The 25795-nt window shown below is 63.7% G+C and carries 26 protein-coding genes; 13 read left to right on the top strand and 13 right to left on the bottom strand.

Features of this window, described 5'->3' with window-relative positions; all coding sequences use genetic code 11:
• Positions 1–31 precede the first annotated feature (31 nt).
• Positions 32–556: a YbhB/YbcL family Raf kinase inhibitor-like protein gene (locus ACN9MY_RS22495; protein WP_426318675.1), complete on the top strand. Its 525-nt coding sequence runs from the start codon at positions 32–34 to the stop codon at positions 554–556.
• Here the strand turns inward: ACN9MY_RS22495 and ACN9MY_RS22490 are convergent.
• Genes ACN9MY_RS22490 through ACN9MY_RS22455 form a run of 8 tightly spaced genes read right to left on the bottom strand, consistent with a single transcriptional unit; the run spans position 528 to position 11562 of the window.
• Positions 528–1736 carry an acetate/propionate family kinase gene (locus ACN9MY_RS22490; RefSeq protein WP_426318674.1) on the bottom strand — a complete coding sequence of 403 codons (1209 nt, stop codon included), beginning with the start codon at positions 1734–1736 and terminating at the stop codon, positions 528–530. The genes ACN9MY_RS22495 and ACN9MY_RS22490 overlap by 29 nt on opposite strands.
• The gene (locus ACN9MY_RS22485; protein ID WP_426318673.1) at positions 1733–3139 is read right to left on the bottom strand and encodes a bifunctional enoyl-CoA hydratase/phosphate acetyltransferase; all 1407 of its coding nucleotides are present in this window, start codon (positions 3137–3139) and stop codon (positions 1733–1735) included. The genes ACN9MY_RS22490 and ACN9MY_RS22485 overlap by 4 nt, the downstream gene beginning before the upstream one ends.
• 27 nt (positions 3140–3166) lie before the next feature.
• Complete coding sequence (locus tag ACN9MY_RS22480; protein ID WP_426318672.1) at positions 3167–4294, bottom strand: ABC transporter permease; 1128 nt, start codon at positions 4292–4294, stop codon at positions 3167–3169.
• Positions 4295–4296: 2 nt separating this feature from the next.
• Positions 4297–7047, bottom strand: coding sequence for a ribosome-associated ATPase/putative transporter RbbA (rbbA, locus tag ACN9MY_RS22475; RefSeq protein WP_426318671.1), 2751 nt, complete (start codon positions 7045–7047; stop codon positions 4297–4299).
• Positions 7044–8117 (bottom strand): HlyD family secretion protein, encoded by a 1074-nt coding sequence (locus ACN9MY_RS22470; protein ID WP_426318670.1) that lies wholly within the window; start codon positions 8115–8117, stop codon positions 7044–7046. The genes rbbA and ACN9MY_RS22470 overlap by 4 nt, the downstream gene beginning before the upstream one ends.
• Positions 8114–9538 (bottom strand): efflux transporter outer membrane subunit, encoded by a 1425-nt coding sequence (locus ACN9MY_RS22465; protein ID WP_426318669.1) that lies wholly within the window; start codon positions 9536–9538, stop codon positions 8114–8116. The genes ACN9MY_RS22470 and ACN9MY_RS22465 overlap by 4 nt, the downstream gene beginning before the upstream one ends.
• A gap of 7 nt (positions 9539–9545) precedes the next feature.
• On the bottom strand, positions 9546–10313 hold the full coding sequence (gene fabI, locus ACN9MY_RS22460; RefSeq protein WP_426318668.1) for an enoyl-ACP reductase FabI: 768 nt from the start codon (positions 10311–10313) through the stop codon (positions 9546–9548).
• 1 nt (position 10314) lies between these two features.
• On the bottom strand, positions 10315–11562 hold the full coding sequence (locus ACN9MY_RS22455) for a PHA/PHB synthase family protein (protein ID WP_426318667.1): 1248 nt from the start codon (positions 11560–11562) through the stop codon (positions 10315–10317).
• Positions 11563–11806: 244 nt separating this feature from the next.
• Here ACN9MY_RS22455 and ACN9MY_RS22450 point away from each other — a divergent pair, with 244 nt between their 5' ends.
• The 9 genes from ACN9MY_RS22450 to ACN9MY_RS22410 all read left to right on the top strand — a co-directional run bounded on the left by ACN9MY_RS22450 (position 11807) and on the right by ACN9MY_RS22410 (position 20593).
• Positions 11807–12421, top strand: coding sequence for a hypothetical protein (locus ACN9MY_RS22450; protein ID WP_426318666.1), 615 nt, complete (start codon positions 11807–11809; stop codon positions 12419–12421).
• A complete protein-coding gene (locus ACN9MY_RS22445) occupies positions 12379–12966 on the top strand; it encodes a DUF4303 domain-containing protein (protein ID WP_426318665.1) in 588 nt (195 codons plus the stop codon). The genes ACN9MY_RS22450 and ACN9MY_RS22445 overlap by 43 nt, the downstream gene beginning before the upstream one ends.
• A gap of 134 nt (positions 12967–13100) precedes the next feature.
• Entirely contained in the window at positions 13101–14930 is a 1830-nt protein-coding gene (locus tag ACN9MY_RS22440; protein WP_426318664.1) for an ATP-binding protein, read from the top strand.
• 11 nt (positions 14931–14941) lie between these two features.
• Positions 14942–17224 carry a hypothetical protein gene (locus tag ACN9MY_RS22435; RefSeq protein WP_426318663.1) on the top strand — a complete coding sequence of 761 codons (2283 nt, stop codon included), beginning with the start codon at positions 14942–14944 and terminating at the stop codon, positions 17222–17224.
• 145 nt (positions 17225–17369) lie between these two features.
• Positions 17370–17837, top strand: coding sequence for a GNAT family N-acetyltransferase (locus tag ACN9MY_RS22430; protein ID WP_426318662.1), 468 nt, complete (start codon positions 17370–17372; stop codon positions 17835–17837).
• Positions 17834–18232, top strand: a complete 399-nt coding sequence (gene arr, locus ACN9MY_RS22425) for an NAD(+)--rifampin ADP-ribosyltransferase (protein WP_426162812.1) — start codon at positions 17834–17836, stop codon at positions 18230–18232. Before ACN9MY_RS22430 ends, arr begins: the two co-directional genes overlap by 4 nt.
• Positions 18233–18346: 114 nt before the next feature.
• Positions 18347–18802 carry a YciI family protein gene (locus ACN9MY_RS22420; RefSeq protein ID WP_426162810.1) on the top strand — a complete coding sequence of 152 codons (456 nt, stop codon included), beginning with the start codon at positions 18347–18349 and terminating at the stop codon, positions 18800–18802.
• A complete protein-coding gene (locus ACN9MY_RS22415; protein ID WP_426162808.1) occupies positions 18799–19119 on the top strand; it encodes an MmcQ/YjbR family DNA-binding protein in 321 nt (106 codons plus the stop codon). The genes ACN9MY_RS22420 and ACN9MY_RS22415 overlap by 4 nt, the downstream gene beginning before the upstream one ends.
• 112 nt (positions 19120–19231) lie before the next feature.
• On the top strand, positions 19232–20593 hold the full coding sequence (locus ACN9MY_RS22410) for a serine hydrolase (RefSeq protein WP_426318661.1): 1362 nt from the start codon (positions 19232–19234) through the stop codon (positions 20591–20593).
• A 49-nt stretch (positions 20594–20642) separates the two neighbouring features.
• Here the strand turns inward: ACN9MY_RS22410 and ACN9MY_RS22405 are convergent, their stop codons facing one another.
• The 5 genes from ACN9MY_RS22405 to ACN9MY_RS22385 all read right to left on the bottom strand — a co-directional run bounded on the left by ACN9MY_RS22405 (position 20643) and on the right by ACN9MY_RS22385 (position 23992).
• Entirely contained in the window at positions 20643–21041 is a 399-nt protein-coding gene (locus ACN9MY_RS22405; RefSeq protein WP_426318660.1) for a hypothetical protein, read from the bottom strand.
• Between the two features lie 13 nt (positions 21042–21054).
• Positions 21055–21459, bottom strand: a complete 405-nt coding sequence (locus ACN9MY_RS22400) for a hypothetical protein (RefSeq protein ID WP_426162802.1) — start codon at positions 21457–21459, stop codon at positions 21055–21057.
• A gap of 17 nt (positions 21460–21476) precedes the next feature.
• Positions 21477–21884 carry a hypothetical protein gene (locus ACN9MY_RS22395; RefSeq protein ID WP_426162799.1) on the bottom strand — a complete coding sequence of 136 codons (408 nt, stop codon included), beginning with the start codon at positions 21882–21884 and terminating at the stop codon, positions 21477–21479.
• A gap of 134 nt (positions 21885–22018) precedes the next feature.
• Positions 22019–22432, bottom strand: a complete 414-nt coding sequence (locus ACN9MY_RS22390) for a hypothetical protein (protein WP_426318659.1) — start codon at positions 22430–22432, stop codon at positions 22019–22021.
• 138 nt (positions 22433–22570) lie between these two features.
• Complete coding sequence (locus ACN9MY_RS22385) at positions 22571–23992, bottom strand: DUF7133 domain-containing protein (protein WP_426336179.1); 1422 nt, start codon at positions 23990–23992, stop codon at positions 22571–22573.
• Between the two features lie 16 nt (positions 23993–24008).
• Here ACN9MY_RS22385 and ACN9MY_RS22380 point away from each other — a divergent pair, with 16 nt between their 5' ends.
• Genes ACN9MY_RS22380 through ACN9MY_RS22370 form a run of 3 tightly spaced genes read left to right on the top strand, consistent with a single transcriptional unit; the run spans position 24009 to position 25726 of the window.
• A complete protein-coding gene (locus ACN9MY_RS22380; RefSeq protein WP_426318657.1) occupies positions 24009–24272 on the top strand; it encodes a hypothetical protein in 264 nt (87 codons plus the stop codon).
• A gap of 31 nt (positions 24273–24303) precedes the next feature.
• On the top strand, positions 24304–25065 hold the full coding sequence (locus ACN9MY_RS22375) for a GIN domain-containing protein (RefSeq protein ID WP_426318656.1): 762 nt from the start codon (positions 24304–24306) through the stop codon (positions 25063–25065).
• 43 nt (positions 25066–25108) lie between these two features.
• The gene (locus tag ACN9MY_RS22370; protein WP_426162788.1) at positions 25109–25726 is read left to right on the top strand and encodes a tetratricopeptide repeat protein; all 618 of its coding nucleotides are present in this window, start codon (positions 25109–25111) and stop codon (positions 25724–25726) included.
• The last annotated feature ends 69 nt before the right edge of the window (positions 25727–25795 follow it).

Raw genomic sequence — 25795 nt, 5'->3', positions numbered from 1 at the left:
ACCATGTGCGTTCTTCAACACGGGAGCACATATGCGACACCTTATTTTTGCAGCACTGCTGGTATCCAACTCCGCGCTGGCGGGATCGCTGACCCTGGCCAGCACCGACATCGCCGACGGCAAGTTCATGGCCAAGGCCCAGGAATTCCAGGGCTTCGGCTGTAGCGGTGGAAACCAGTCCCCGCAACTATCCTGGTCCGGAGCGCCGCAAGGCACGGCGGCTTTCGCCATCCTGGTCCATGATGCCGATGCGCCGACTGGCAGCGGCTGGTGGCACTGGCAGCTTGTCAATATTCCGAAGGATGTGACTTCGCTGCCGGCGGGCGCGCTGGCTCCTGCGGGCAGCCAGCAGATGCGCAACGACTACGGCGCGAAGGGGTTCGGCGGCGCATGCCCGCCATCGGGGCACGGCGTGCATCACTATCGGTTCACGGTGCATGCGCTGTCGCAAAAACTCGACCTTCCCGAGGACGCATCGGGCGCACTGACCGGTTATATGGTCAGGGCGCACTCGCTCGGAGCGAGCACTATCGAGGCCCTGTACCAGCGCGATTAAGCCCGAGGATGGCGCGGCCGTGGCGCGCGGCGATCCATTCTTCATCGGTAGGTTCGACTGCCACCAGTGGTCCGGCGCCGCAGCTGATCAGCGGGGCGTTGCTGCGGTTGGCCGCGTCATCGATCTGCACGCCGAGGAAGCCCAGCGCGGCGCAAATGCGGCGGCGGATCTCGGCATTGTGCTCGCCAATGCCCGCTGTGAAGACCAGCATGTCCAGGCCACCCAGTACCGCGCACAGGGCGCCGATTTCGCGCACGATGCGGCGCACGTACAAGGCCAGCGCGTCGCGTGCACGCGGAGACTCCGCCTCTTGCTCCAGCAGCAGGCGTGGATCGGCGGCGATGCCCGATACGCCCAGCAGGCCTGACTCGTGGTACAGCAAATGGCCGACTTCGTGCGTGCTCAGGCCTTCGATATCCATCAGGTAGAGCAAGGCGCCGGGGTCCAGTGCGCCGCAGCGCGTGCCCATCATCAAGCCGTCCAGGGCGGAAAAGCCCATGGTGGTGGCGACGCTGGCCAGGCCCTGCATCGCGCACAGGCTGGCGCCGCTGCCCAGGTGGGCGGCGATGGTGCGGCCCTGCGCTGCGCCGCCGTGCCGCGCTGCCAGCGCGAGCGACAGGTATTCGTAGGACAGGCCATGGAAGCCGTAGCGCCGCAAGCCGCGCTCCCACGCCGCGTAGGGCAGGGGCAGCATTTGTTCGACCACCGGCAGGGTATGGTGGAAGGCGGTATCGAAGCAGGCGACTTGCGGCAGGCTGGGGTGGCTGGCGAGCAGGGTCTCGATCGCTTCCAGCGCAAAGGGCTGGTGCAGCGGCGCCAGCGGGATGTAGCTGCGCAGGTCGGCCAGCACCTGCGCGTCCAGCAACACCGGCGCACTGTACTTGAGGCCTCCGTGCACCACCCGGTGTGCAATGGCTGTCAGCGTTTCACCAGCGCCCTGCAGGCGTTGCGCCAGCTGCGCCAGGATGGCGTCCAGTGCTGCGTGGTAGGGTTGTTCGCCGCCGGCCGGCAGCGCACGGGACGTGGCGCCCGGCAGGTCCAGCGTTGGCCGGGGACCGGTCACGCCGTCGACTTTGCCATGCCATAGTGCCTTCGCGTCCAATCCGGTTTCCCCGGCGTCAAAGAGGGCGAACTTGATGCTCGACGATCCGCAGTTCAGTACCAGGATGCGTGGTGTCATGGCGGGGTCGCCTCATACTGGCGGGCCAGCAGCAGGGCCACGGCACAGGAAGCGAGCCGGCTTTCGCAGCTGTCGGCGCGGCTGGTCAGCACGATCGGCAGGCGCGCGCCGAGCACCACGCCGGCGCTGTTGGCACCGCCCAGGTATTCCAGCTGCTTGGCCAGCATATTGCCGCTTTCCAGGTCGGGAGCGACCAGCACGTCGGCTTGCCCGGCTACTTTCGACACGATGCCCTTGATGCGCGCCGCTGCCGGCGATACGGCATTGTCGAAGGCCAGGGGCCCGTCCAGCAGGGCGCCGCTGATCTGGCCGCGGTCGGCCATCTTGCACAGGATCGCGGCGTCGAGGGTGGCCGGCATATGGGGGTTGACGGTCTCCACTGCGGCCAGGATGGCCACGCGCGGCGTGGCGACGCCGATGGCGTGCGCCAGGTCGATGGCATTGCGGATGATGTCGGCTTTTTCTTCCAGCGTCGGCGCGATATTGATGGCGGCGTCGGTCACGATAAAGGGACGAGGATAGGCCGGGGTCTGCATCAGGAAGCAGTGGCTGATACGGCGCTTGGTGCGCAGGGCCGGGCAGCCGACCACGGCGCCCATCAGTTCATCGGTGTGCAGGCTGCCTTTCATCAGCAGCGCCGCATCTCCCTGCACGGCAAGTTCGACTGCGCGTGCAGCGGCCGCATGGCTGTGCGGCACATCCTCGATGCGGCAGCCGCCCAGGTCCAGGCCGGCCTGCCTGGCCACGGCCTGCAGTTTTGCTTGCGGCGCCACCAGGATCGGCGTGATCAGGCCGGCGGCCTTCGCGTCGAGCGCAGCGCCCAGGCTGGACTCGTCGCAGGGATGGACCACCGCGGTAGCCAGCGGGCCGAAGCCGCGTGCATGCGCCAGCAGGGCCTGGATTTCGCCGCCGCCGGGCATGAGGCGCACCTCCGGCAGCGTGGCGCGGGGACGGGCGATTGCTTCAGTGGGCGCGATCACATCGGCTTCCCCCGTGATTACGGCCACGCCATCCTGGTTGATGCACTGGCAGGCCAGCTTGAGGCGCTTGCGCGCTTCGTCGCGGGCGGTGACGGTGACGCTGGTGGTTAGCGTGTCGCCAACGCGCACCGGAGCGGTAAATTTCAGGGTCTGCCCGAGGTAGATGGTGCCAGGGCCCGGCAGGCGGGTGCCCAGCACGGCCGAGATCAGGGCGCCGCCGAACATGCCGTGTGCGATCACGCTGTGAAAGCGCGTGTTGGCGGCGAAATCCTCGTCCAGGTGCTGCGGGTTGGCGTCGCCCGACAGCACGGCAAAGAGCTGGATGTCGGCGCTCGTGAGCGTGCGCACCAGCGTTTCGGTGTCGCCCACGGCAATGTCGTCGAAAACGCGGTTGCGGATGGTGCTTAAATCGTCTTGTAGCATGGTGGATTCCCAGGTCTTCGAAAAGGTTCAGGCCATCTGCGCAATGGTAGCGCGGAAGCGCCGCAAGGAGATGGCAAACAGCGTGGCGCCGATGGCGGCGATGGCCAGCAGTTGCGGCCAGACCACGTCGATGCCGGCGTTGCGGTACAGGATGGCTTGGCCGGCAGCCACGAAATGGGTGGTGGGCGCCGCCAGCATCAGGTGCTGCACCAGCGCCGGCATGCTTTCGCGCGGCGTCACGCCGCCCGACAACAGCTGCAGGGGCAGCAGCACCAGTACCAGCAGCATGCCGAACTGCGGCATGCTGCGCGCCAGCGTGGCCATGAAGATGCCCATCGCCGTGGTGGCGAACAGGTGCAGCGCGGCCACCAGCGTGAACAGAGCGATCGAACCCTGCACCGGCACGCGCAGTGCGCCCTGCACCACGAACAGCAGGGCGCCCAGCGCCGCGAGCAGCACCACCAGCCCCATGGACCACACCTTGGCCAGCATGATCTGGGCCGGCGATACCGGCATCACCAGCAAATGTTCGACGGTGCCGTGTTCGCGTTCGCGGATCAGCGCCGCGCCGCTCAGGATGATCGACAGCATGGTGACGTTGTTGATGATCTCCATCAGTGCGCCGAACCAGGCTTGTTCCAGGTTGGGGTTGAAGCGCAGGCGCAGGTCCAGCCCGACAGGCAGGCCGGGGTCGGGGCGGCCGCGGCGCAGGAAGTCGCTCACCTCGGCCGATACCATGCGGCTGATGCTGGCGTTGCCGGTGAAGGCCTGGCTCATGCGGGTGGCGTCGACGTTCAGCTGCAGCGGCGGCGACTGGCCTGCCAGCAGGTCGCGCTGGTAGCCGGGCGGAATGGTGAGCACGAAGGTGTAGTCGCCGCGGTCCATGCCGGCGTCGGCCTGCTGTGGCGTGAGCAGCACCGGCGTGACGAACTGCGGCGGGTAGAAGGCCGAGACGATGCGGGCCGACAGCGGCGAGGCATCCTGGTCCACCACGGCCAGTGCCACATGGTGCAGGCTTTCCGGCATGGCGGTGGCGGCGACGTAGATCGATACCGAGAAGGTGTAGGCGATCAGCACCAGCATGATCGGGTCGCGCACCAGGCTCCAGAGTTCCTTGATGCCGAGCCGGTAGATGTTTGAAAGACGGGCGCGCATGCTCAGGCCTCCTGTTTCCTGAGCAGGGCAATCGCCGACAGCAGGATCAGCGGCAGCGCCAGTGCCAGCATGGCAAAGGCTTGCTGCAGGTCGCCCAGGCCCAGTGCCTTGTTGAACACGCCGCGGCTGATGGCCAGGAAATGCGTGGCCGGATACACGCGGCCGATCAGCGCGCCGATGCCTTCCAGCGCCGACACGGGGTTGATCAGGCCTGCAAACTGCACGCAAGGGATCAGGGTGCCGATCATGGTGAAGAACAGGGCTGCGATCTGGCTGCGCGTGAAGGTCGAGACCAGCAGGCCAAAACCGGTGGCGCAGACGACGTAGAACAGCGCGGCCAGGCTCAGGGCGGCGAAACTGCCTTTAAGCGGCACGCCGAACACGGACTGGGCCACCAGCGTGAGCAGCACGAAGTTGAGCATGCCGAGCGCGATATAGGGCAGCTGTTTCCCGATCAGGAATTCGGCGCGGCTGACCGGCGTGACGTACAGGTTGAGGATGGACCCCAGCTCTTTCTCGCGCACCACGGACAGCGCCGCCAGCATGGCCGGGATCATCAGCAGCAGCAGCGGGATCACGGCGGGGATCATGGCGGGCAGGCTGCGTACGTCGGGGTTGTAGCGGTAGCGCGTTTCGATGGCGCCGGGAGCGGCGAAGCGGGCGCCCAGCCGCCGCGTGGCCATGTCCTGCAGCCAGCCCAGGTGGGCGGCCTGCACGTAGCCGCGCGTGGTTTCCGCCCGCAGCGGCATGGCGCCGTCGACCCACGCCCCGACCGCGACCGGGGCGCCGCGCTGCAGGGAGCGGCCAAAGCCGGGTGGAAGTTCGATTGCCAGCGCCAGTTCGCCGCTGCGCATGCGGCGGTCCAGTTCAGCATAGTCGGCCAGCGCCGGACGTTCAATGAAGTAGCGTGAGCCGGCCAGGTTTTGCGCGTAGCTCTGGCTCAGGGCGCTCTGGTCGCGGTCCAGCACGGCGAAGTTCAGGTGGTCGACATCGAGGTTGATGCCGTAGCCGATGATGCACATCAGGATCAGCGTGCCCAGCAGGGCGAGCGTGGCGCGCACCGGGTCGCGCCGCAGCTCCAGCGTCTCGCGGCGCGTGTAGCTGAGGGCGCGGCGCAGGCTTTGTTGCCAGGGACGGGCTGCAACGGGCGGCGTCGCCGCAGGCACCGAGCCCGGCACGCCGGCGCCGGGATCGTCGGCGTCGGCTGCGTTCCTGGCCCCGGCGGCATCTTCCAGGTAGGCGATGAAGGCCTGTTCCAGCGTGGCGGCGCGGCGTTGGCGAACCAGTTCGGCAGGCGCCGCGCTGACCAGAACGCGCCCGGCATGCATCAGCGAGATGCGGTCGCAGCGCTCGGCTTCATTCATGAAGTGGGTGGAGATGAAGATCGTGACCTGGTCGCGGCGCGCCAGGTCGATCATCAACTGCCAGAACATATCGCGCGCCACCGGATCGACGCCTGAAGTGGGCTCGTCGAGGATCAGCAATTCCGGGCGGTGCACCATGGCCACGGCCAGCGACAGGCGCTGGCGGATGCCAAGCGGCAGTTGCTCGGGCAGGGTGTCCAGCACATCCCCCAAGCCGAAGCGCTGCGCCAATTCCTGCACTCGGCCGGCAATCTCCGGCTCCGGCACGCTGAACAGGCGTGCATGCAGCACCAGGTTTTGCAGCACCGTCAGTTCGCCATACAGCGAAAATGCCTGCGACATATAGCCGACCCGGCGCCGGGTGGCCAGGTCGCGCGGGTCGACCACCTGGCCGAACAGCTTTGCGCTGCCGGCGCTGGCGGGCAGCAGGCCGGTCAGCATCTTCATGGTGGTCGATTTGCCGCAGCCGTTGGAGCCGAGGAAGCCGAAGATCTCGCCGCGGCAAATGCGGAAGTCCACATTGTCCACCGCCACGAAGTCGCCAAAGCGCATGGTCAGGCCGCTGGCCTCGATGGCGACGGCCTGGCTGCCGCCTTGTTCCAGCGGCGGAATCCGCACCGGCCGGTGCTGGCTGCGCCGGGCTTCCGGCAGCAGGGCGATAAACGCTTCCTCCAGCGAAGCGCTGCCGGTGCGTTGCTGCAGTTCCTGCGGCGCGCCAGTCGCCAGGACCTGGCCGCCGTCCATCGCCACCAGCCAGTCGAAGCGATTGGCTTCATCCATGTAGGCGGTGGCCACGATCACGCTCATTTGCGGCCGTTGCGCACGGATGCCCGCGATCAGGTCCCAGAACTGGGCGCGCGACAGCGGATCGACGCCGGTGGTCGGTTCATCGAGGATCAGCAGGTCGGGATCGTGGATCAGCGCACAGCAAAGGCCCAGCTTCTGCTTCATGCCGCCCGACAGCTTGCCTGCCGGGCGGTCGAGGAAGGGCGCCAGTCCGGTGCTGGCGGTCAGGTGGGCGATGCGGCGCCGCTGCTCGGCGGCGCCATGGCCGAACAGGCCGCCAAAGAACTGCAGGTTTTCTTCCACCGACAGCGTCGGGTACAGGTTTTTTCCCAGGCCTTGCGGCATGTAGGCGATGCGCGGACATAAAAGGCCGCGCTGCGTCTTGTCGCGCATATCGCTGCCAAGCACCCGCACGCCACCCAGCTGCACTGCGCGCGCGCCGGCCACCAACGAGAGCAGGCTCGATTTGCCGACGCCGTCCGGACCGATCAGGCCCACCATGCAAGCTGCCGGCAAGGCCAGCGTGATGTCGCTCAGTGCGGTGACCTCGCCATAGCGCAGGCTGACGCCGGATAGTTCGGCGACCGGCGCCGGACCGTTCACTGTGGCACCCGCAGGGCCAGCGCCGCCGGCCACTCCGCCTGGCGGTCAAGCTTGATCCACGCCGTGCCGGGCAGGCCGGTCTTCACCAGCGGCAAATGCTTTTGCAGGAGGGCGGGGTCAATGCGCGCCTTGACGCGGAACATCAGCTTTTGCCGCTCGTTGGCGGTTTCCACGGTTTTTGGCGTGAACTGGGCGGTGCTGGAAACGTAGGAGACCCGTGCCGGGATAACGTATTGCGGCGCGGCGTCCAGCACCACATGCACCTCGCTGCCAAGCGCCAGGCGGCCAGCCGCCACTTCCGGCACGAAGAAGGTCATGTAGACGTCGCCCAGGTCGACCAGGCTGAGGACCTTGCCGCCGCCGGGCAGTACTTCGCCCGGCTGGGCGATGCGGTATTGCACGCGGCCGTCGCGCGCTGCCAGCAGGGCGCCGTCGTCGATATCGACCTGGATGCGGGCCAGGGTCGCCTGCAGCGCCGTGACCGCGGCATGCGCGCCTTGCAGCTGCATGCGGGCCGCTTCCACCGCACTGCCACCTGCTGCCGCCTGCGCCTGGGCTGCGCGCAGGCCGGCGCTGATGGTGCCGACGCGGGCGCGGTCGTCGTCCAGCTCCTGCTCCGAGGCGGCGCCTTCGCCGGCCAGCGTCTCGGAGCGGGCCAGGCGGCGGCGCGCGGCCTGCAGCTCGCTTTCGCGCTGTGCCACCACCGCCTGGGCGGCAGCCTGGTCGCCAAGACGCATGGCGACGGCAGCCTCGGCGCTGGCGACGTTGGCACGCGCATGCTGTTGCTGCGCCAGCACCTCGTCGCGCTGGGCCTCCAGCGAATTGACCTGCATATGGGCCAGCACCTGGCCGGTGCGCACGAAGTCGCCCTCGTCGACCAGGATGTCCTGCAGGCGGCCCGGCAGCTTGGCGGCGACGTCGATCTCGGTGGCTTCGATGCGGCCGTTGCCGCTCAGGACCTGGTCGCCGTAGCCGCGCTGGCGGGCCTGGACCCAGGCATAGGCGCCGCCAATGGACAGGGCGGCCAGCAGCGCAGCCAGCAGCAGTTGTTTTTTCTTGAACTTGATCATGATGAAAGACCTGGATGTTCGGATGACGGTGCGGAAGATTCGCCGGCAGCGCCGCCCAGGGCAAGGTAAAGGGCGACGCGGGCCGCCTGCAGCGCATGGTGGGTGCGCACCTGCTGCTGTTCGACCGTCAGCAGGTCGCGCTGCGCGTCAAGCACGTCGAGGTAGGAGCTGGCGCCGCTGTCGTAGCGCAGCTGGGACAGGCGCGCGCGCCGCTGCTGCACCAGCACCGCGGCATCGGCCACTTCCAGCTGGCCGGCCAGCCAGTGCAGCGCCGACAGCGCATCGGCCACGTCGCGGAAGGCGCCTTGCACGGCCTTGTCGTACGCGGCCAGTGCTTCGTCGCGGCGCGCTTCGGCCAGGTTCAGTTGGTCGCGCCGGCGGTTGCCGTCGAACAGGGGCAGGGTGATGCCGGGAGCGAAATTCCAGGCGCGGCTGCCGCCCTCGAACAGGCCGTCGAGTTCGGCGCTGGCGCTGCCCAGCGATCCGGTCAGCGCAATGCGCGGAAAGTAGGCGGCGCGGGCGGCGCCGATGCTGGCATTGGCGCCGCGCAGCCGGTGTTCGGCAGCGATGATGTCGGGCCGCTGCGCCAGCAGGTCGGATGGCAGGCCGGCGGCCGGTGCGGCCAGGGAGATTTCGGCGCCGCCGTCAGGCAGCTTGACCGGGGCGCCGACCAGCAGGTCCAGCGCATGCTGCTGCGTGTCGCGTTCCTGTTGCAGTTGCAAGAGCAGGGAGCGTGCCTGGATCAGCAGGGTTTCGACCTGGGCCAGCTGCAGCTGCGAGGAAGAACCCAATGTCGCGCGGCGTGCCACCATGTCGAAGGTCTGCTGGCGGCTGGCCAGCGTGCGCTCGGCCAGCGCTATGCGCTGCGCGGTGTCGCACAGGTCCAGGTAGGCCAGGGCGACCTGACCGACCAGGCTGGCGCGCGCGGCGTTGCGCGCAGCGTCGGTCGCCAGGTAGGCTTGCAGCGCTGCTTCGCTGAGGTTGCGCACGCGGCCCCAGAAATCGAACTCCCAGCTCGCCAGGCCAACTCCGGCCTGGTATTGGCTGGCATGCAGCGGCCGGCGTGTGAGGTTCAAGTCGGCCGGCACGCGCGAACGATCGGCGCCGGCTTGGGCCGCCACTGCCGGCAGTTGGGCGGACGCTTCAATGCCATAGGCGGCACGCGCCTGCGCCACGCGGCTGACGGCGATGCGCAAGTCGCGGTTGTCCTGCAGCGCTTGCGCGATCAGCGCCTGCAGTTGCGGGTCGCGGAAGAAGTTGCGCCAGTCGCTTTCCAGCGCCGCGCCGCCGGCTGGTGCGAACGGTGGATACTGTGCAGGAACTGGCAGCGCCGGCTGCTGGTAGCCGGGCGCCAGGCTGGTGCAGGCGCCGAGCGAGGCTGCCAGCAGTAGCGGCAGGGAGCGGAAGGGAAGTCGTGGCATCGCAGCTTCAGTCCAGGATGTGGTAGCCGGCGTCGACGTACAGCGTGTCGCCGGTGATGGCGCGCGCGGCGTCGCTGACCAGGAAGGCGCATAGCGCACCGACGTCGTCCACCGTGACCTTGTGATGTAGCGGCGCGCGGCGCTCCGCGTTCGCCAGCAAGGCGTCAAAGCCCGGGATGCCGGAAGCGGCACGTGTAGCCAACGGGCCGGGCGAGACGGCGTTGACGCGGATGCCGTGCGGGCCCAGCTCTGAGGCGAGGTAGCGTACGCTCGACTCCAGCGCAGCCTTGACGGGGCCCATCACGCCATAGCTGGCGACCACTTCCTCCGCCCCCAGGTAGCTCATGGTCAGCAGGCTGCCGCCGTCCTTCATCAGCGGTTCGGCCAGGCGCGCCAGGCGCAGGAATGAATGGCAGGAGATGTCCATGGCGCGCGCAAAGCCGGCTGCCGAGCTGTCCACCACGCGTCCCTGCAGGTCGGCGCCTGGCGCATAGGCGATTGAATGCAGGACGAAGTCGAGCTTGCCCCATTGGGAATCGATGGCATCGAACAGGGCTTCCATCTGCTGCGGCTGTTCCACGTCGAGCGGCAGGCGGAGCGGCGCATCCAGTTCCTGCGCCAGCGGTTCGACGTGCGGCCGTGCCTTGTCGTTAAGCCAGGTGATCGCCAGCGTGGCCCCGGCCTCGCGCAATGCGCGTGCGCAGCCCCAGGCAATGCTGTCGCGGTTGGCGATGCCGACTACCAGTCCTTTTTTTCCGTCCAGTGAAAGGCGCATCTTACTTCTCCATCACGTAGTTGCCGGGCGCATCGGCTCCAGCCGGAGCCAGCGCCGGCGGCGCCACGCGCGGCCCCGAACGCGCGGCCAGCCAGCTTTGCCAGGCGGGCCACCACGAGCCTTGCTCCTGGCGCGCCACGGCCAGCCATTCGTCCGGCGACAGGTGGTGTGCACTGGCCGCGTGGGTATGGATCTGGTATTGGCGATGCGGCGAACCGGGTGGGCTCACGATGCCGGTGTTATGCCCGCCACTGCACAGCACGAAGGTGATTTCACCGCGGCTCAGCGCGTGGAATTTGTAGACCGAACGCCAGGGCGCCACGTGGTCGGACTGGGTGGCCACCATGAATGCCGGCAGCGCGACGTCGCCCAGCGCAACCGGCTTGCCCTGTACGGAATAGCGGCCGGCGGCCAGGTCGTTGTCGAGGAACAGGCGGCGCAGGTATTGCGAATGCATGCGCGCCGGCATGCGGGTGGCGTCCGCGTTCCAGGCCATCAGGTCGTTGGGGAATTCTTCCTCGCCGAGCAGGTAGCGGCGCACCATGCGCGACCACAGCAAGTCGTTGGCGCGCAGCAGCTGGAAAGCGCCCGCCATTTGTTCCGCACGCAGCACGCCGCGCTGCTGCATTTGCGCCTCCAGCACGCCAAGCTGGCTGTCGTCGATGAACAGGCCCAGTTCGCCCGGCTCCGTGAAGTCGGTCTGGGCGGTCAGCAAGGTCAGGGAAGCCAGCCGGTGGTCTTGCTCACGCGCCAGGTTGCAGCCGCCCTGTTCGATGGTGGCGCGCAGTACTTCCGGATTGGTCCAGAACTGGTTGGCGGGCGAATACACATCGAGCAGGTTGCGGGCTGCAAAGCCGACTTGCGACTGATGATGCTCCGATACGCCCCAGACATCGCTGCTGGCAGCCTTCCACCATTGTTCGGTTTGCAGGAAGGCCTGGTGCCAGGTATTGAACGGCCATTGCTGCCACTCGGGCGCAGCGAAGCGCCGTTCGCTTGCCAACGGCGCTGGCGCGTGACCGCGCGCGCTTTCCAGTGTGTAGCGCGCCAAGGCGCAGGACTGGCGCAGGGCAAGCTGTCCCAGTTCGGCGCACTTGCCGGGCGAGACGGCAAGGTGCAGTGCCCAATCCGTTGCCGCCAGCAAGGCGGATGCGATCGACAAGGAGGAGCTGGCGCTGGCCAGGCTGGCATGCACCTGCTGGTCCAGCTGTTCATAGGCTGTGCGTGGGGCGTGGGAGCTAACTGGCATGGGCGGTTCCATCGTTTTGGGCCGGGATCGGATATTGCGCTTCACTTTAGGGAGTGAAGTGCGATCTTTCCTTGATCTGGATCAAAACGAGAACGAACGTGCTAAACCATTGCCTGTCACGCCCGGAAATGGAGTGCGCAGCATCGTGATAGAATTTGCAAGATCGTCAACTCGACCGGCGATTCAAGTTGGGCTGCGCAATGCTCCACGCTGCGAAGCTCCCCACAATTCAGGCATTTGAACAATGAATCGAGCAGTTTCGGAAGAACTTCAACGCATCGGGGTCTCACAAGCGCAGGCTGAATCCATCGCCGACGATCTCTCCGGGAACGACGCCCGTACCTTGCTATCTGAATTGCTGCAACGCGGGCTCTGGAGCCTGGTCATTGACGAATCAAGTCCCTCGAAGTTGCCAGTGCTTGGCGGCGATGCCGTCAGGCGACTCCTGGACAAGGGCGTCGACATGGACGACTTGATGGATGTCGTCCGCGAGACCCAGGTAGACATGATCTACAGTGTAGCCAACCTGATCGACTGGCCGACATACGAACTCGAGCTTGAAGAGCCGTCTGGATTGACGATGTTCGTCGGTCTTCAGGAATCCGGCGAAAATGCGCTTCCGATCCATGACCTGCACTCCTGCCTCATGAGTCGTGACCCTTCCGGCCGGCATGGCGAGCCGCGAGCGATTGAGGTCCGTCAATTCCAGAAACTCGGTGAGGATGAACAAGAAAACATCCTGGATTTGCTGCAGGAGCGGAAGCTTTCGGCCGCAGCTTTGCTCTGGAAAAAATGCATAGGAGGGGAATTGAAGGAATGTATGAAGGCGGTTCAAGTATTACACGAGCAGCTCACATAAGCGACCGCTATCCCGACGACGACTTCTATGCGTTCGGGCTGTACACCACCGACACGGCTTCCTATTGTGGCGCGGTTGCTTGCTCTGAGCAGGGGCTCGAGTCGGCCGCGGACAACTACGCTGAACACTATGGCTCGAATTTTGAGCTGCACCGCGAGTCACTGCGTTGGAGCATCGGCGACTCGCCATTCTTCGATGAGGGCCTCGACATGATGCCGCTCACGAATGAACTTCGCGCTCTGGAGCCCGATCCATACTCAGACGGTGACGAAAGCGAGATCGAGGCGTCGCGTGAGCGTTTCTTCGCGGCTGCCTTCGCTGCCATCAAGGAGCTTGACGACGAAGGCATCTTTGGCACAGGCCAAGTGCGTGAAAGAGTCATTCTCAGTGTATGGCTGCATGACGAGAGTCACGCAATGATGTTGGACGCCGCAGCAAAACTCAACTGGCGGCCTTCGGTGGAACGGTATTCGGCCGAACTCGAGGCCGGCCTGGATGCTTTCAATAAATGGCTGAAACGTCCGATTCCGCAATCGCAGCGTTGAACGGCAATACTTACGTGATATTTGGAGAGTTTTTACTTGCATTGCGCAAGCTATGATGTTCACGATCTGGCCTCTGCGAGGCGCCAACGCTTCAACGATTGAAGGGCTGGCATAGGCGGCCCTTTTTTTCTTCTATGATCAAAGAACAACACGCAACTAACGTTGACCTTGGCGGCTTGCTGTCGGTCCTCGGCAAGCATCTCTATTCCACGCCCCTGGTGGCGGTGCGGGAGTTGATCCAGAATGCCCACGACTCCATCACGCGCCGACGCATCGAATGCCCGGATTGGCAGGAGACCGGGAAGCTGAAGCTCGACGGCGACAAGCTCAATGGGGTGCTGCGAATCACCGACAACGGTTCCGGCTTGTCGGAACATGAAATCCACGCATTTCTCGCCACCGTCGGCGCGGGCTACACGCGCACCTTGCGCACGCAAAGCGATGCCCTGATCGGCATGTTCGGCCTCGGATTCCTGTCTGCTTTCGTCGTGGCTGAGCAGGTCACGGTCACGACCACTTCTTACCAGGAGCCCGGCCAGGCCTGGCGCTACCAGTCGCAGAATGGAGAATCCTACACGGTCGAACCGGTACCGAACGACGGCCTTGTCGGAACCTGCATTGAGCTGAAGCTGCGCCCGGCGCACCGTTACCTGGCCAGCGCGTCCAGCCTGGAACGCTTGCTGGGGCATTACTGCGCCTTGCTCCCGGAGCCAGTCTATTGCGGCGATGTCCGCATCAACGAAATTACACCGCCATGGCGCCAGGCGGAGGGCAATGTAGTGGAGCACCCGCTGCAGCAGCGCAAGCGCAGCCTGGCCTTTGCGGCCCGGTTCGAGCAGCAATTCGAACCCATTTGCACGATTCCGGTGAAGACCTCCGCCAGCGATGTGCGCGGCATTCTCTGGATCCAGGACGGCGCGACTTACAGCAGCAGCGACAACCGCAACCTGAAGGTATTCGTGCGCGGCATGCTGCTTGACGATGATGCCCGCGACCTGCTGCCGCGCTGGGCGGGCTTTGTTGGCGGTGTCATCGAGTCACAGGACCTTACGCCAACTGCGAGCCGCGAAGACCTGCAGCGCGACGCCCATTACGGATTCGCCCAGGCAGACCTTCTCGATTCGCTGGTGAAGGGGCTGGCCGAAATCGCGGCCGGACAGCCGGCGGCATGGCGCCGCATACTGACCCGTCACAATGAGGCACTGATGGCGGCGGCACTGTGCAATGATGATCTGTTCACCTTGCTGTTGGACGCAGTGCGTATTCCAACGTCGCGTGGCGACCTGTCCTTGTCGGAGCTGCAGGGGCATGGCCCGATCCACGTCAGCCTCGGCGACAGCGGCGGTTTCGAAGACATGGTGTGCCGGGCCATGCATATCCCGGTGGTGAAAGGCGATCGCTACGCCGTACACAGCTTCCTGCGCCGCTGGGCGCAGCAGTGTGGCGGGAAGCTGGTTGAAATCGGCACCGAAAAAGGCAACCGGCAGCTGTTTGCCGAGGCCGAGCTGCCGGACCACCACACCGAGTGGCTGAAACGGCACCTGGGCAACGGCGAACTGCTGGTGCCTGCACGCTTCATGCCCGCGCACCTGCCGCTGGTTGTTGTCCCGGACCGGGATGCCGAATTGAAGGAAAGGCTGGAGTCGGACGAGTTAGACCAGCGCATCGCCCAATCGGCGCTGCAACTGGTGCGCCAGTTCACCAGCAATATTGACGGCGAGATCAAGGCCCGGCTGTACATCAACCTCGAAAACCCGGCCATTACCAGCCTGCTGAACGCGTATCGCGAACAGGGTGAAACGGCCGGCTGCCTGCATGCGCTGAAGCTGCTGCGCTCGATGAAGATCGTCATGATGGCCGGCGATACGAGCAAGCTCCCTGCAACGGAAGGCCTGACCGGCGCCTTGCATGACATCAGCCAGCTTGTACAGGTATTGACCCGGTCTCAAGCAACAACTGAATAGCAAGGAATCAAATGGATATCTGGAAGTGGGTTTTCGACACGCAGCGCGACCTCGAGGAGGCCGGCAACTACCGTCTGGCGGAGCTCATTAACGAGATCCCGAGCAACGCGAGCGAGGGAAGGCTCGAACTCGCGCAAGCTGCGCTGCCGGAAGCGCTGGCGGCCGCACGGGCAGCGCGCCTGCCATGGCTCGAAGTGTACTTTCGCCACTGGACGATCAATCCACGCGTCTGCACGCGAAGGGAAGGCGAGGCAGCCCTGAAAGACACGGTGTCGCTATTCGAATTCGCGCACCGGCCGGAAACCGCCGACTGCCCGCAAAGCGTCTGCACCACGCAGGACATCGCCTGCTGCTATGCGAATGTGGACGGCGCCGGCTATGCAAATGACCGCATCGCGGTGTGCAAGGATACCCTGGCCCGCATCGACAGCAGCTGGGGGTGTTTCCGTTGCATCAGCAGCGAGATGATGAATGCGCTGGTGGATGCCGCAAAGCCGGAGGAGGCCTTGGCGTTTGCAGAACGGCAGTTGCCTCAGCTGCAGGAGACCGGCGCCGATCAAAGCGTCGACTGGTTCGAGCCGCTGGCGCAGGCGCAGTTCGCCGCCGGCCAGTACGAAACGGCGCTGGCGACCCTGGACTACATCGAGGAGCAAGGGTTTGACAGCGATAACCCGCCCAAGCACTACGCCCGTTCCTGCATGCGTTTCCGGCTGCTTGCGCTGCTCGGGCGATCCGAAGATGCATGGGCGATGCTGCCGCCGGAAGAAAAGGGGCGGGAGTTTGGCGAATGCCTGGACCTGTCGGTTGGCCTCGAAGTCCTGCTGCAGAAAGCCCCGGAGCGCAATGACTACCTGGTTGGCCGGCGTACTGCGGCCGCCGTGCGACGCTACAGCGCATCCGGCTCGCATCGCCTCACGCTGGATGCACTGGCACCGCACGTGCGGCTGGCGGTCGCCCGCGGTGCGCGCTGGCCGGCAATGCAAATGCTCGAGCTGGCGCGCCCCCATCTTGGGAAACTGAAGCAGCCATTGGGCGCTCCAGAGGCATTTGCTGAACTGGAGTCAATGGTGGCCGCCATGCCTGCTGTACGCGAGTTGCCAGTCCCGGCGAGCGAGTTGGCTGATTACATCCGGCAGAGTGAATCCCGGGATGCGGAGCAGGACATCGAGCTGCTGCTGGCGGGTGCCGCCAGCCTGCCGTCGGACGCCGGCCTGGCCGTGCTCACATCGTGCGCCATGCGTGCCTGCGGCGGAATGGAGGCTGCCCGCGCGTACCTGTGGTCCTTCCTGCGAGCGAATCCTCGCTCTGATGCCGTTGTGGAAGAACTGGAATCGGTGCTGGTCGAGGTTCGCGACGAAGCCGGCGTGCAGGCCCTGGCCGGCATGTTGCGCGAATCCGATCCGATCCGGGCCCATTTGTGCCTTGCCCGTTTTGCGTTCAAGGGCGAGCGCTGGAGTGAGGTCGGCAGCAACGCCAGGCTGGTGCTGGAGCTGGAGCCTGGCAACGGTCGGGCGCGAGCCTTGTGGTCATATGCTTGCATGCACATGGGGGACTACGAGCAGGCGCTTGCGCTGTTCGAACAATCGATCGAGGCAGATGGCGCCACCGGCAACACATATTGGGAAGCGATCGTCGCCGCCAGCGTATTGGGTCGATGGGATAGGGTGCGTGCGTTGGGCGCGGCACTTGGCATGGAGTTCGAGGCCGGCGAGGGCCTGATCGAGGAGAAGTGGGGCGTCGTGCGGGTGCAGTACGAAGACGACGGCGAAGTGATTGAACGTTACGCTCACCGGACCGGGCCCGTCACGGCGCGCATTGTCTCGCTATCGGGTTCCAGGCGGCGGCAGACCTTTGGCCAGCTGGTAGTATTCCATCCGCAGCCATTGGAGGAGCGGCCGGAAGGCGAAGAAGAGGACAGCCAGTTCGTGCAACTCTACAAGGTCGTTAAAGTCATTGAGCAAAGTAGCTTCGGTACCAGCTACCTGGTCGATGGCGTGCATCCAGGCGAGTCCGCATTGAATGCCCTCACCGAGGCGTTTTCGGCGCGGGGCTGGAAATGGGTCGTGCATAGCGAGAAGGACTACACGGTCTTCGACACTGAAGCCGAAATCGAGCATCCTGGCGTGTATTTCCTCGTTGCCGCTCCCGTTAATACCGCTGCTGCCGTCATCGACGAAACGCTGCGCGAACTGACCGCCGGCTTCGAACATCCCATGTGCTGGACAGGCCTTGCCGAAGCCGCTGGCTCGGATGTCAACCACCACGAAGCGCTCATGGAACGATACGAGCTGTGATCAGAGGAGGATCGCTAATGTTAGTCAGGCGCGTGGGCCCCCGTTCCAAAGTTACCGCAGCTTTCGATCCAGCGCGCTTTGGGGGATACCAATCAGGCAGCTCGCATCTCGCCTTGAAGACTAATATGTCGATAACTGGAGCCATATGATGATTACCCGTACCGCTACCGTTCAAGACGTTCCTCAGATTGCCGAAATGGTCGGTGAGCTGCTTGCTGAAATCATGGCGGCCATTGGCGAGCAGGCGTTCAATTTCGATCTGGCGGTTACGATCGAGCGGCTGGGGGCCTTCCTCTCACAAGAGAAGTACTTTGTCTTCGTCGCCTTTGATGGCGATCGCCCAGCCGGATTCGTGGCGCTTTACGAAAGCTACGCGCTGTATGCTGAGGGGGCCTTTGGCACGATCCCCGAGTTCTATGTTCGCCCGGCCTTTCGCTCCAAGGCATTGGGTTTGCAATTGCTTTCCAAGGCAAAGGCTTTCGGCCGTTCGCGCGGTTGGAAGCGGCTGGAGGTGACGACGCCACCGTTGCCCCAGTTCGACAGGACGCTCGCATTTTATGAGCGCGAGGGCTTTGCAATCAGCGGTGGCCGGAAACTGAAGGTGTTATTGTGATCGAGGGACCTTTTTATCATGGTACCAAGGCCGACCTGAAGGTTGGCGACCTCATTGAGCGCGGCTTTTCCTCCAATTATGGAACCAGGCGGCAGGCCAATTTCGTCTATCTCACTGCGACCCTGGAAGCGGCAACCTGGGGCGCGGAATTGGCCGTCGGCGAGGGGCGGGGCAGGATCTACATCGTGGAGCCGACAGGTCCGATAGAAGATGACCCAAACCTGACAAACAAGCGCTTCCCCGGCAACCCTACCAAGTCATATCGTTCTCGAGAACCGCTGCGCATCGTCGGTGAAGTGGCGGAGTGGACGGGCCATCCACCAGAGCGTCTTCGTGAAATGCTCGACCACCTTGAGAAACTCAAGGAGCAAGGCATTGAGGCGATCGAAGAGTAAATCGCTGACCTGGCTGGGCATGCGGCTGCGGGCTTGGCGGCTGGAGTATTATTTGCGGAAATCGGATGGAGGGATATGATGGGATACGCTGGAAGTATAGGCAGGGCAATTAAAGTGAATCTCGCGACGATCCTGCTGGCCGTGTTCGCGAGTTCGGCGCAGGCGCATCCGCAGGCGACGCCTGCATACGATGCCGAGCTGGCGAAGTCATTGGGCGGGAATGAGAACGGCATGCGCAAGTATGTGTTCGTGGTGCTGCGCTCGGGCCCAAACAAGGTGCCGGCGGGGCAGGAGCGAACTGAGATGTTCGCCGGCCATATGGCAAATATCCAGCGCCTGGCCAATGAGCGCAAGCTGGCTTATGCCGGCCCGCTGGATGGCGTCGACGGCGCCCGGGGCATCTTTATTTTCGCGGTTGAGAGCATCGACGAGGCCAGGGCGCTGGTGGCCACCGATCCTGTAATCATCAAAGGCGAGATGGTGGCGGAATATCACTTGCACTTCGGTTCGGCGGGCCTGATGATGGTGAACCAGGTCCACTCGCAAATCATGAAGCCGGCGGCGAAGTGAAATTTTCAACGGTTCGTACTTTCGCCATGTCGCTGCCTGATGTCAGCGACGAGCCGCACCACAACTTTGGCTCGTTCCGCGTGAAAGGTAAGATCTTCGTCACCGTTCCACCGGGGGAGGATTTTGTCCATATTTTCATTCCCGATGAGAAGCGTGATGAGGTGCTGGAGCTGTATTCCTCTTTCGCCGAGAAGCTGCTGTGGGGAAGCAAGGTGCTGGGCGTGCGGGTCGAACTGGCGAAGGCCGATGCAGCGGTAGTCAAGCGCCTGGTGAAGCAGGCTTGGGAGCATAAGGCGCTGAAACGCAAGGGTGCCTGAGATTCGCGCTCAGGAAGCGACCGTTCATCCCCCGGAATCGACCATTCGTCGGCTCGGCCAACTGTGCGGGACAGGCCGGCATTAGCATCCAGTTTTTTGAGGAGGCCAGGCCGTGACGAAACTACCCGCAATTCTCTTTGCATCACTCTCCCTTCTGCAAGCCACTTGCGCGATGGCCGCAACGCCGCTCGAGCAGCGTCTTGATGCCGCGCTGGCGCCAATGTTCAAGCCTGGCTGGCCGGGCGCCACGGTCATCGTCACGCGCGACGGCAAGCCGGTTTTCCGCAAGGCTTACGGCCTGGCCAATGTGGCTGAAGACACGCCGATGCAGCCGGACATGCAACTGCGCATCGGCTCCATCACCAAGCAGTTCACGGCAGTCGGCATCCTGATGCTGGAGGAGCAGGGCAAGCTGTCAGTAAAGGATGACGTGCGCAAGTACCTGCCGGACTTCCCGGACAAGGGCAGTACCATCACGATTGAACACCTGCTGCAGCACACGTCCGGCATTCCGAACTACACCGCGCTGAAAGGCTTCCGCGATTTGCCCGATGAAGGCGTGACTCTCAGGCAGGTGTTCGATGTGTTCGCCAGGGAGCCGCTCGACTTTGCGCCGGGAGATCGCTACAGCTACAGCAATTCAGGCTATTTCCTGCTGGGCCTCATTATCGAAAAGCTGTCCGGCATGAAGTATCACGACTTCGTTGCGAAAAACATTTTTGATCCGCTTGGAATGCAAGATACGGCGCATGAAGGGTTCGAGCGCAGCGGCAAGCGCCACATCAAGGGCCACCGCCTCAACGGAACGCAGATCGTGCCGGTGAAGGATATCGACGTGACCCTGGCCTATTCGGCGGGGGCATTGGTGAGCACCGTGGACGACATGGCGCGCTGGGATGCCGCTGTCAGCAGCGGCAAGCTGCTCAAGCCGGCCACCTGGCGCCAGGCCTTCACTTCCTGCCGCTTGCCGAAGGAGGCGCCCTGCAACTATGGCTACGGCTGGAATATCGGCGCGCTTGCGGGCCACAGGATGATCCACCATGGCGGCTCGATCCCGGGCTTTACCGCGCAGGCGCTGCGGCTGCCTGACGACAAGGTGTTCGTGGCGGTGCTTACCAACGGCAACGGTGGCGCGGTGAACACGCCAGTGATTGCCTACAAGGCGGCAGGCATCGCGATTGGCCGGCCCTTCACCGATTTCAAGGCAATCACGCTGGCGCCGCACGCGCTGGACGCCTTCGTCGGCACTTACGTCAGCCCCGACAGGGTCAAGCGTGTGGTACGCCGCGATGGCGACAAGCTGGTCATGCAGAGGGAAGGGCGCGATGCGGCGCCGATCTTCGCACACGCGCCGGACAGCTTCTTCATGGAGGGATCGCTGGCGAGCCTGGAATTCCAGCGTGGTGCGGACGGCACGGTCCACAGCCTGCTGGTGCGCCAGCCCGGCGCAGACGAGACCGCATTGCGCCAGTAAAAAGAGGCCGCCAGCGCAGTTCCTGCTGGCGGCCCGGACGTGCCCGCGGCTAGCGCGTCATGAGGGAGGCATAGGCCAGCGGTTTATCTGGCAGGTCCTCATCTTGATAAGCGATGCTGCCACTGACATAGCCCTGGCGCGAGATGACGATGTTGAGGGTCATGGAATTGTCGACCGATTCGAACATGTTCTCGCCCGTCGCTATGATTTCCCTTTCGGCTTGCTTGCCCACCTGGGCGTACAAGTGCTTGCCTATGCGGTTGATATACATCTTCTTGCCGTTTGACAGATAGTATTCGCCCTTGTATGCATGCAGGTCGTCCGGCCATACAAAATATGGCTGGGGTTTGGCGGCCGGGATGATGACTCGGCCGGCATCGGCTTGTTGCTGCGCGGGGACTTGTGTACAGCACATGGCAAGCCCCAGCATTGCAATCGTTCTTTTCATGGCGCCTCCTTTTTTACCGCGAGGCGAATTCCACCAGCACCGGCAAGAGGCCGGCGCCGCGGCTGCTATCGACATAAGCGACATTGCCGGTGATCTGGCCGTCCCAGGTGTATTTGATGTGGACGGAAAGCTGGCCGTCCACTGCGCTGAACTTGCGCAAGCCCGTGGCGATCATTTCGTGCTTCGGTAGCGAGCCAATCTGGCCGTACAACCTGGCGCCTTGCCTGGTGAGGTACAAGGTCTTGCCGTTGGCGAGCTGGTAGTCGCCAATATATTCAAGGATTTCGTCGGGCCACAAAGTAAGCGGCTTCACGTCCTTCTGGGCAGGCACCACAACTGTTTCGACCGAAGTCTGGCTCTGGGCTGGAATGCTAAATGCGAAGAAGCCCAGGCCGCACGCGAGCAATAGGCGTTTCACGATAGCCTCCCATGGCGTCAGCGCGATGCAAACCGGATGCTGATGATCTTGGGTTCAATGCCTGCCACCGAAGGCGATTCGTCGACATAGTTCAAGCTGCCGCTGACGGAATTGCCGTTGTCCCACACCAGCTCCATCCACATCTTGCCATCGAGCGCCAGGAATTGCCCGTTGCCGGAGCGGGTGATTTCGTGTTCGCCCTGTTCGTCGACGCGCGCATACATGCGGTTAGCCTTGCGAATCAGGTAGAGCGTCTTGCCGTTGGAAAGATCGTATGCGCCCTTGTATTTGCCGAATTCGTCGGGCGACATGTAGGTACGATTAACCTCTTTCGAGGCGGGGATCAAAACTTTTTGTTCGGTGCTCTGTGCGTACGCCGAAAGGGCGAGCGCGAACAGGCAGCCGGTAGCCACTAACCGCTTCATGATTGCCTCCATCTTTTTGGTGTGGCCAGGACTCTAAAATTGCCTGGCTCTTTCAATATAGTGCCCGGTTGGGCGGATTGCTATCCCTGCGTCGTCTTGGTTCGTGGCCGCGGCGCGCAGGCTTTCGCTCGCGTTTAACGCGAGGCTATAGCGAGGGTGGCGTGGGCCGGCTTTCGGTCGGCCATGCTGGGAGAGAAGTTCAGTTCACCGGTGGCGGTATCGTCGTTGATCCAGACGATGTTCATATCCATGCTGCCGTCGGCGGCAGTGAACTTGCCGTCGCCTTGCCACAGGATTTGCCGCCGCGGCTGTTGGCCAACTTGCGCGTAGATATGCATTGCAGTACGCGACAAGGTCAGGGTCTGGCCGTTGGACAGGGCGTAGGCGCCCTGGTATTGGTAGAACTCTTGCGGTGAGATGAGCTTGCGTTCCAAATGCATTTGCTTCTGCGCGGGCACAACCACCGATTGGTCAGCGCCGGTGCTGCTTTGTGCTGCTGCGCTTGCAGCGAGGACAAGTAGCCCGGCGGCAGCGAAGTATCGCTTCATGACTGCCTCCATTCGTGGACCAAGGGTGCCAGGTCTCAATTGTTGTCTGGCACTTTTCACTATAGCCTTGGCAGTGGCCGACGGAAGTTCAATATTTTGATGAAACCATCTGTGGCGATACCTTGTGCATATGCCCCATCAGCGTTGGTAGGTAACGCGATACACCTTGTGCGCATGGTCGTCGGAAACCAGTATCGAACCATCCGGCATTACCGCAATGTCGACCGGACGGCCGCTCACTGCTTCGTCTTGCAGGAAGCCGTCGATGAAGGCGGTATCGCTGACCAGCTTGTTGCCATGCAGGGTGACCAGGCGCACCTGGTAGCCGATCTTGTTGGCGCGGTTCCATGAGCCGTGCTCCGCAATCAGCAACTGGTTGCGGTACTGCTCGGGGAACTGGGTGCCGGTATAGAAGGCCAGGCCAAGCGGCGCCACGTGCGGGCCCAGTGCCGCCACTGGCGGCACGTAGGCGTCGCAGCTTTTGCCTTTGCCGAACTGCGGATCGGGCAGCACGCCGCCGTGGCAGTAAGGGAAGCCGAAATGCATGCCGGCTTTCGGGGCCACATTCAATTCGCAGGACGGCATGTTCTCGCCCATTTCGTCGCGGCCGTTATCGGTAAACCACAATTCCTTCGTGACCGGGTGCCAGGTGAAGCCGACCGTGTTGCGCACGCCGCGCGCGTACAACTCCCAGTTGCTGCCGTCCGGGTTCATGCGCCAGATCTTCGAATAGGCCTCGTCTTCCTTGTCGCAGATATTGCAGGGTGCGCCGATCGGGACGTACAGCTTGCCGTCCGGTCCAGCCTTGATGTATTTGGCGCCGTGCCAGGTCTCCTTCGGCAGGTCATTCTTGATGACCTTGTAGGCCGGCTTGCTGGCGTAGTTTTTCTCAATGTCGTCGAATTTGATGATGCGCGAGATCTCACCGACATACAGCGCACCGTTCAGCAGCGCGACGCCGTTGGGATGGTCCAGCCCTTCGGCAACGGTGACCACTTTCTCGGCCACTCCATCCCTGTTGGCATCGACCAGGGCGTAGACCTTGCCGGCCTTGTTCGAACCAACGAAGACCAGGCCGCTGTCGGTCACGGCCAGTTCGCGTGCGCCCTGCACATTGTCGGCATAGACCGCGATCTGGAAGCCTTTGGGCAGTCTGAGCGCGGCCAGGCTCGTGTTTGCCACGGCAGCCGGGGCTGCGGCGGGAGCGGCGCCTTTTCCGGCGGCGGCCTTGCGGGCCGCAGCGTTGGCCGGCAGCAGGTATTCGGCCAGCTGATTGAGCTGGACGTTGTTCAGTTGCTTGTCCCAGGCCGGCATGCCTTTGTCGACGACGCCTTTGCCGATCACGCGCAGCAGGTTGGCCCTGGTCGGCTGGCCGTGCAGCCAGGTAGCGTCGGCCAGGTTGGGGCCGGCGGCGCCTTCCAGGTCCTTGCCGTGGCATTGGGCGCAGTTTGCCTGGTAGAGCTTGTGGGCGGCGGCCAGGTCGGGCGCTGCCGATGCAAGGGAGGAGAGCAGGGTAGCGGCCAGGGCAGGGGCGGCCAGGACCAGGATTTTTTTCATCATCTTATTTCCCTCTGGAATGTCGAAATGGCAGCCGGATTATCCGCCTGTTCCCTGTTTTTTGCATTTCGTCGCATATGGCGGGACGCTGGGCGAGCCCGCCGATATGATGAAACCATCGAAAAACAGTCATGATGGGGAGCGCAAAATGAAAATCGCTAAAAACATGGAAGCCATCTTCCTGGCCGCCCTTTTGGTCCTTGGTGGTATTAATATGGCAACCATCGTTGCCACCAGTGCGATCCCCGAACTGCCTTTTGTCCTCGCGGCAGCCAACCTGTGATAGCGCGCTGATGACTTACCAAGGATAGAAAATGAAGAAACCATTCCAGTTTGGCTTGCTGTTTACCGCGCTGTGTCTGTTCCTGGGGCTGGCCCGGGCCGACGATACGACGACGGAAACGCGGGCCATCGATGCGCGCGTGGTGCGCGTCAAGCTCGACGGCGTAATCGACCTCAAACTGCGGCGCGGCGACACCCCGGCGCTCAACATCACCACCGACAAGCGTTACGTCAACAAGGTAACGGCAGTGCAGACCGGCGATACGCTTTATCTCGATACCGAGAGCCGCGGCGTCAAGCTGAAGTCCTCGGCGGTGAAGGTGGAGCTGGTGCTGCCGCAGTTGCGTGAACTGGTATCGGAGGGCGTGGGCAGCACGGAAGTCAGCGGCTTCAGTGGCGACAATATCGACCTGACCCTGGATGGGGCGGGCAGCATGAAGGTGGTTTGCGACTACAAGAAGCTGAAGGCCAACCTGGGCGGCGTGGGCAGCATGCATGTGTGGGTGACGGAGAACGAGAATGTCGATCTCGACCTGCAGGGCGCGGGCTACATCACCATCGGTGGCCGCAGCAAGAACCTGAAGGCGACGCTGGGCGGCCTGGGCGGCTTGAATGCGCAGCAGTTCAAGGCGGAAGACGTGAGCCTGGATTTGAGCGGCCTGGGTAATGCAACCATCAATGCGTCCAACAACGCCAACCTGAATCTGAGCGGACTGGGTTCCGTGACCGTGTACGGCAAGCCCACCACCCGCAACGTCAGCGTGGATGGGCTGGGCAAGGTGAGCTGGAAGTAAGAGACATTCTGCAGTGCATAAAAAGAGATAAATCTAAAGCACCATGAAAAAACTACGAGGCGTGTTAATCGCGCTCGGCATCGCACTAGGGCTGCAGGCCAGTGCGCATGCCGGGTTCGCGGAAGGGGCCACGGCGTATAACAACAAGAATTATGCGCTGGCCTACAAGGAGATCCTGCCGTTGGCCAAGGCGGGCAATACGGAAGCCGAGCATTTGCTTGGCTTGATGTACTACATGGGCCGTGGCGTGCCGCAGGACTACAAGCTGGCGCTGACCTGGCACCGCAAGGCCGCGCTCAAGGGCAAGGCCGATGCGCAGTATGTGGTGGGGGCCATGTATTACACGGGCAATGCGGTGTTGCAGGACCATAAGGAAGCGGTGACCTGGTTCCGCAAGGCGGCGGAGCAGGGGCATGCGGATGCGCAGCAGGTTCTTGGGCTGATGTACCGGTATCACATTGGCGGGATGCCGCAGGATAATGTGATTGCTTATATGCTGTGGAACCTGGCAGCGGCGGGCGGTTCGGCCAATGCGGCGGAGCAGCGGGCGGCCGTGGCGAGGGGCATGACGCAGGAGCAGATTGAGGAAGGGCAGGCGTTGTCGTCGGCGTGGAAACGGAATACGCCGTTGCCAAGGTCGTCGCGGACTGGCGGCGGCTGAAAAGCCGCCTGCGGCGCGGCCAACGGTGTTGGTTCGGGCATCGCACAACCGCAACCCCAGGCCCGAAGA

Origin of the sequence: Pseudoduganella sp. R-31 (assembly GCF_049913235.1) — a bacterium.
Classification (GTDB): domain Bacteria; phylum Pseudomonadota; class Gammaproteobacteria; order Burkholderiales; family Burkholderiaceae_D; genus Rugamonas.
This window is presented reverse-complemented; position numbering and strand designations above follow the sequence as displayed.

Excerpts from the sequence above, each read along its gene's own strand:
- ACN9MY_RS22395 (WP_426162799.1), bottom strand. The coding sequence starts at position 21,884 with ATGAAGCGGTTAGTGGCTACCGGCTGCCTGTTCGCGCTCGCCCTTTCG.
- ACN9MY_RS22435 (WP_426318663.1), top strand. The coding sequence starts at position 14,942 with ATGGATATCTGGAAGTGGGTTTTCGACACGCAGCGCGACCTCGAGGAG.
- ACN9MY_RS22430 (WP_426318662.1), top strand. The coding sequence starts at position 17,370 with ATGATGATTACCCGTACCGCTACCGTTCAAGACGTTCCTCAGATTGCC.
- ACN9MY_RS22375 (WP_426318656.1), top strand. The coding sequence starts at position 24,304 with ATGAAGAAACCATTCCAGTTTGGCTTGCTGTTTACCGCGCTGTGTCTG.
- ACN9MY_RS22465 (WP_426318669.1), bottom strand. The coding sequence starts at position 9,538 with ATGCCACGACTTCCCTTCCGCTCCCTGCCGCTACTGCTGGCAGCCTCG.
- ACN9MY_RS22490 (WP_426318674.1), bottom strand. The coding sequence starts at position 1,736 with ATGACACCACGCATCCTGGTACTGAACTGCGGATCGTCGAGCATCAAG.
- ACN9MY_RS22450 (WP_426318666.1), top strand. The coding sequence starts at position 11,807 with ATGAATCGAGCAGTTTCGGAAGAACTTCAACGCATCGGGGTCTCACAA.
- fabI (WP_426318668.1), bottom strand. The coding sequence starts at position 10,313 with ATGCGCCTTTCACTGGACGGAAAAAAAGGACTGGTAGTCGGCATCGCC.
- ACN9MY_RS22380 (WP_426318657.1), top strand. The coding sequence starts at position 24,009 with ATGTCGAAATGGCAGCCGGATTATCCGCCTGTTCCCTGTTTTTTGCAT.
- ACN9MY_RS22480 (WP_426318672.1), bottom strand. The coding sequence starts at position 4,294 with ATGCGCGCCCGTCTTTCAAACATCTACCGGCTCGGCATCAAGGAACTC.
- ACN9MY_RS22445 (WP_426318665.1), top strand. The coding sequence starts at position 12,379 with ATGTATGAAGGCGGTTCAAGTATTACACGAGCAGCTCACATAAGCGAC.
- ACN9MY_RS22455 (WP_426318667.1), bottom strand. The coding sequence starts at position 11,562 with ATGCCAGTTAGCTCCCACGCCCCACGCACAGCCTATGAACAGCTGGAC.
- ACN9MY_RS22405 (WP_426318660.1), bottom strand. The coding sequence starts at position 21,041 with ATGAAAAGAACGATTGCAATGCTGGGGCTTGCCATGTGCTGTACACAA.
- ACN9MY_RS22385 (WP_426336179.1), bottom strand. The coding sequence starts at position 23,992 with ATGATGAAAAAAATCCTGGTCCTGGCCGCCCCTGCCCTGGCCGCTACC.
- ACN9MY_RS22470 (WP_426318670.1), bottom strand. The coding sequence starts at position 8,117 with ATGATCAAGTTCAAGAAAAAACAACTGCTGCTGGCTGCGCTGCTGGCC.
- ACN9MY_RS22390 (WP_426318659.1), bottom strand. The coding sequence starts at position 22,432 with ATGAAGCGATACTTCGCTGCCGCCGGGCTACTTGTCCTCGCTGCAAGC.
- ACN9MY_RS22440 (WP_426318664.1), top strand. The coding sequence starts at position 13,101 with ATGATCAAAGAACAACACGCAACTAACGTTGACCTTGGCGGCTTGCTG.
- ACN9MY_RS22485 (WP_426318673.1), bottom strand. The coding sequence starts at position 3,139 with ATGCTACAAGACGATTTAAGCACCATCCGCAACCGCGTTTTCGACGAC.
- ACN9MY_RS22495 (WP_426318675.1), top strand. The coding sequence starts at position 32 with ATGCGACACCTTATTTTTGCAGCACTGCTGGTATCCAACTCCGCGCTG.
- ACN9MY_RS22370 (WP_426162788.1), top strand. The coding sequence starts at position 25,109 with ATGAAAAAACTACGAGGCGTGTTAATCGCGCTCGGCATCGCACTAGGG.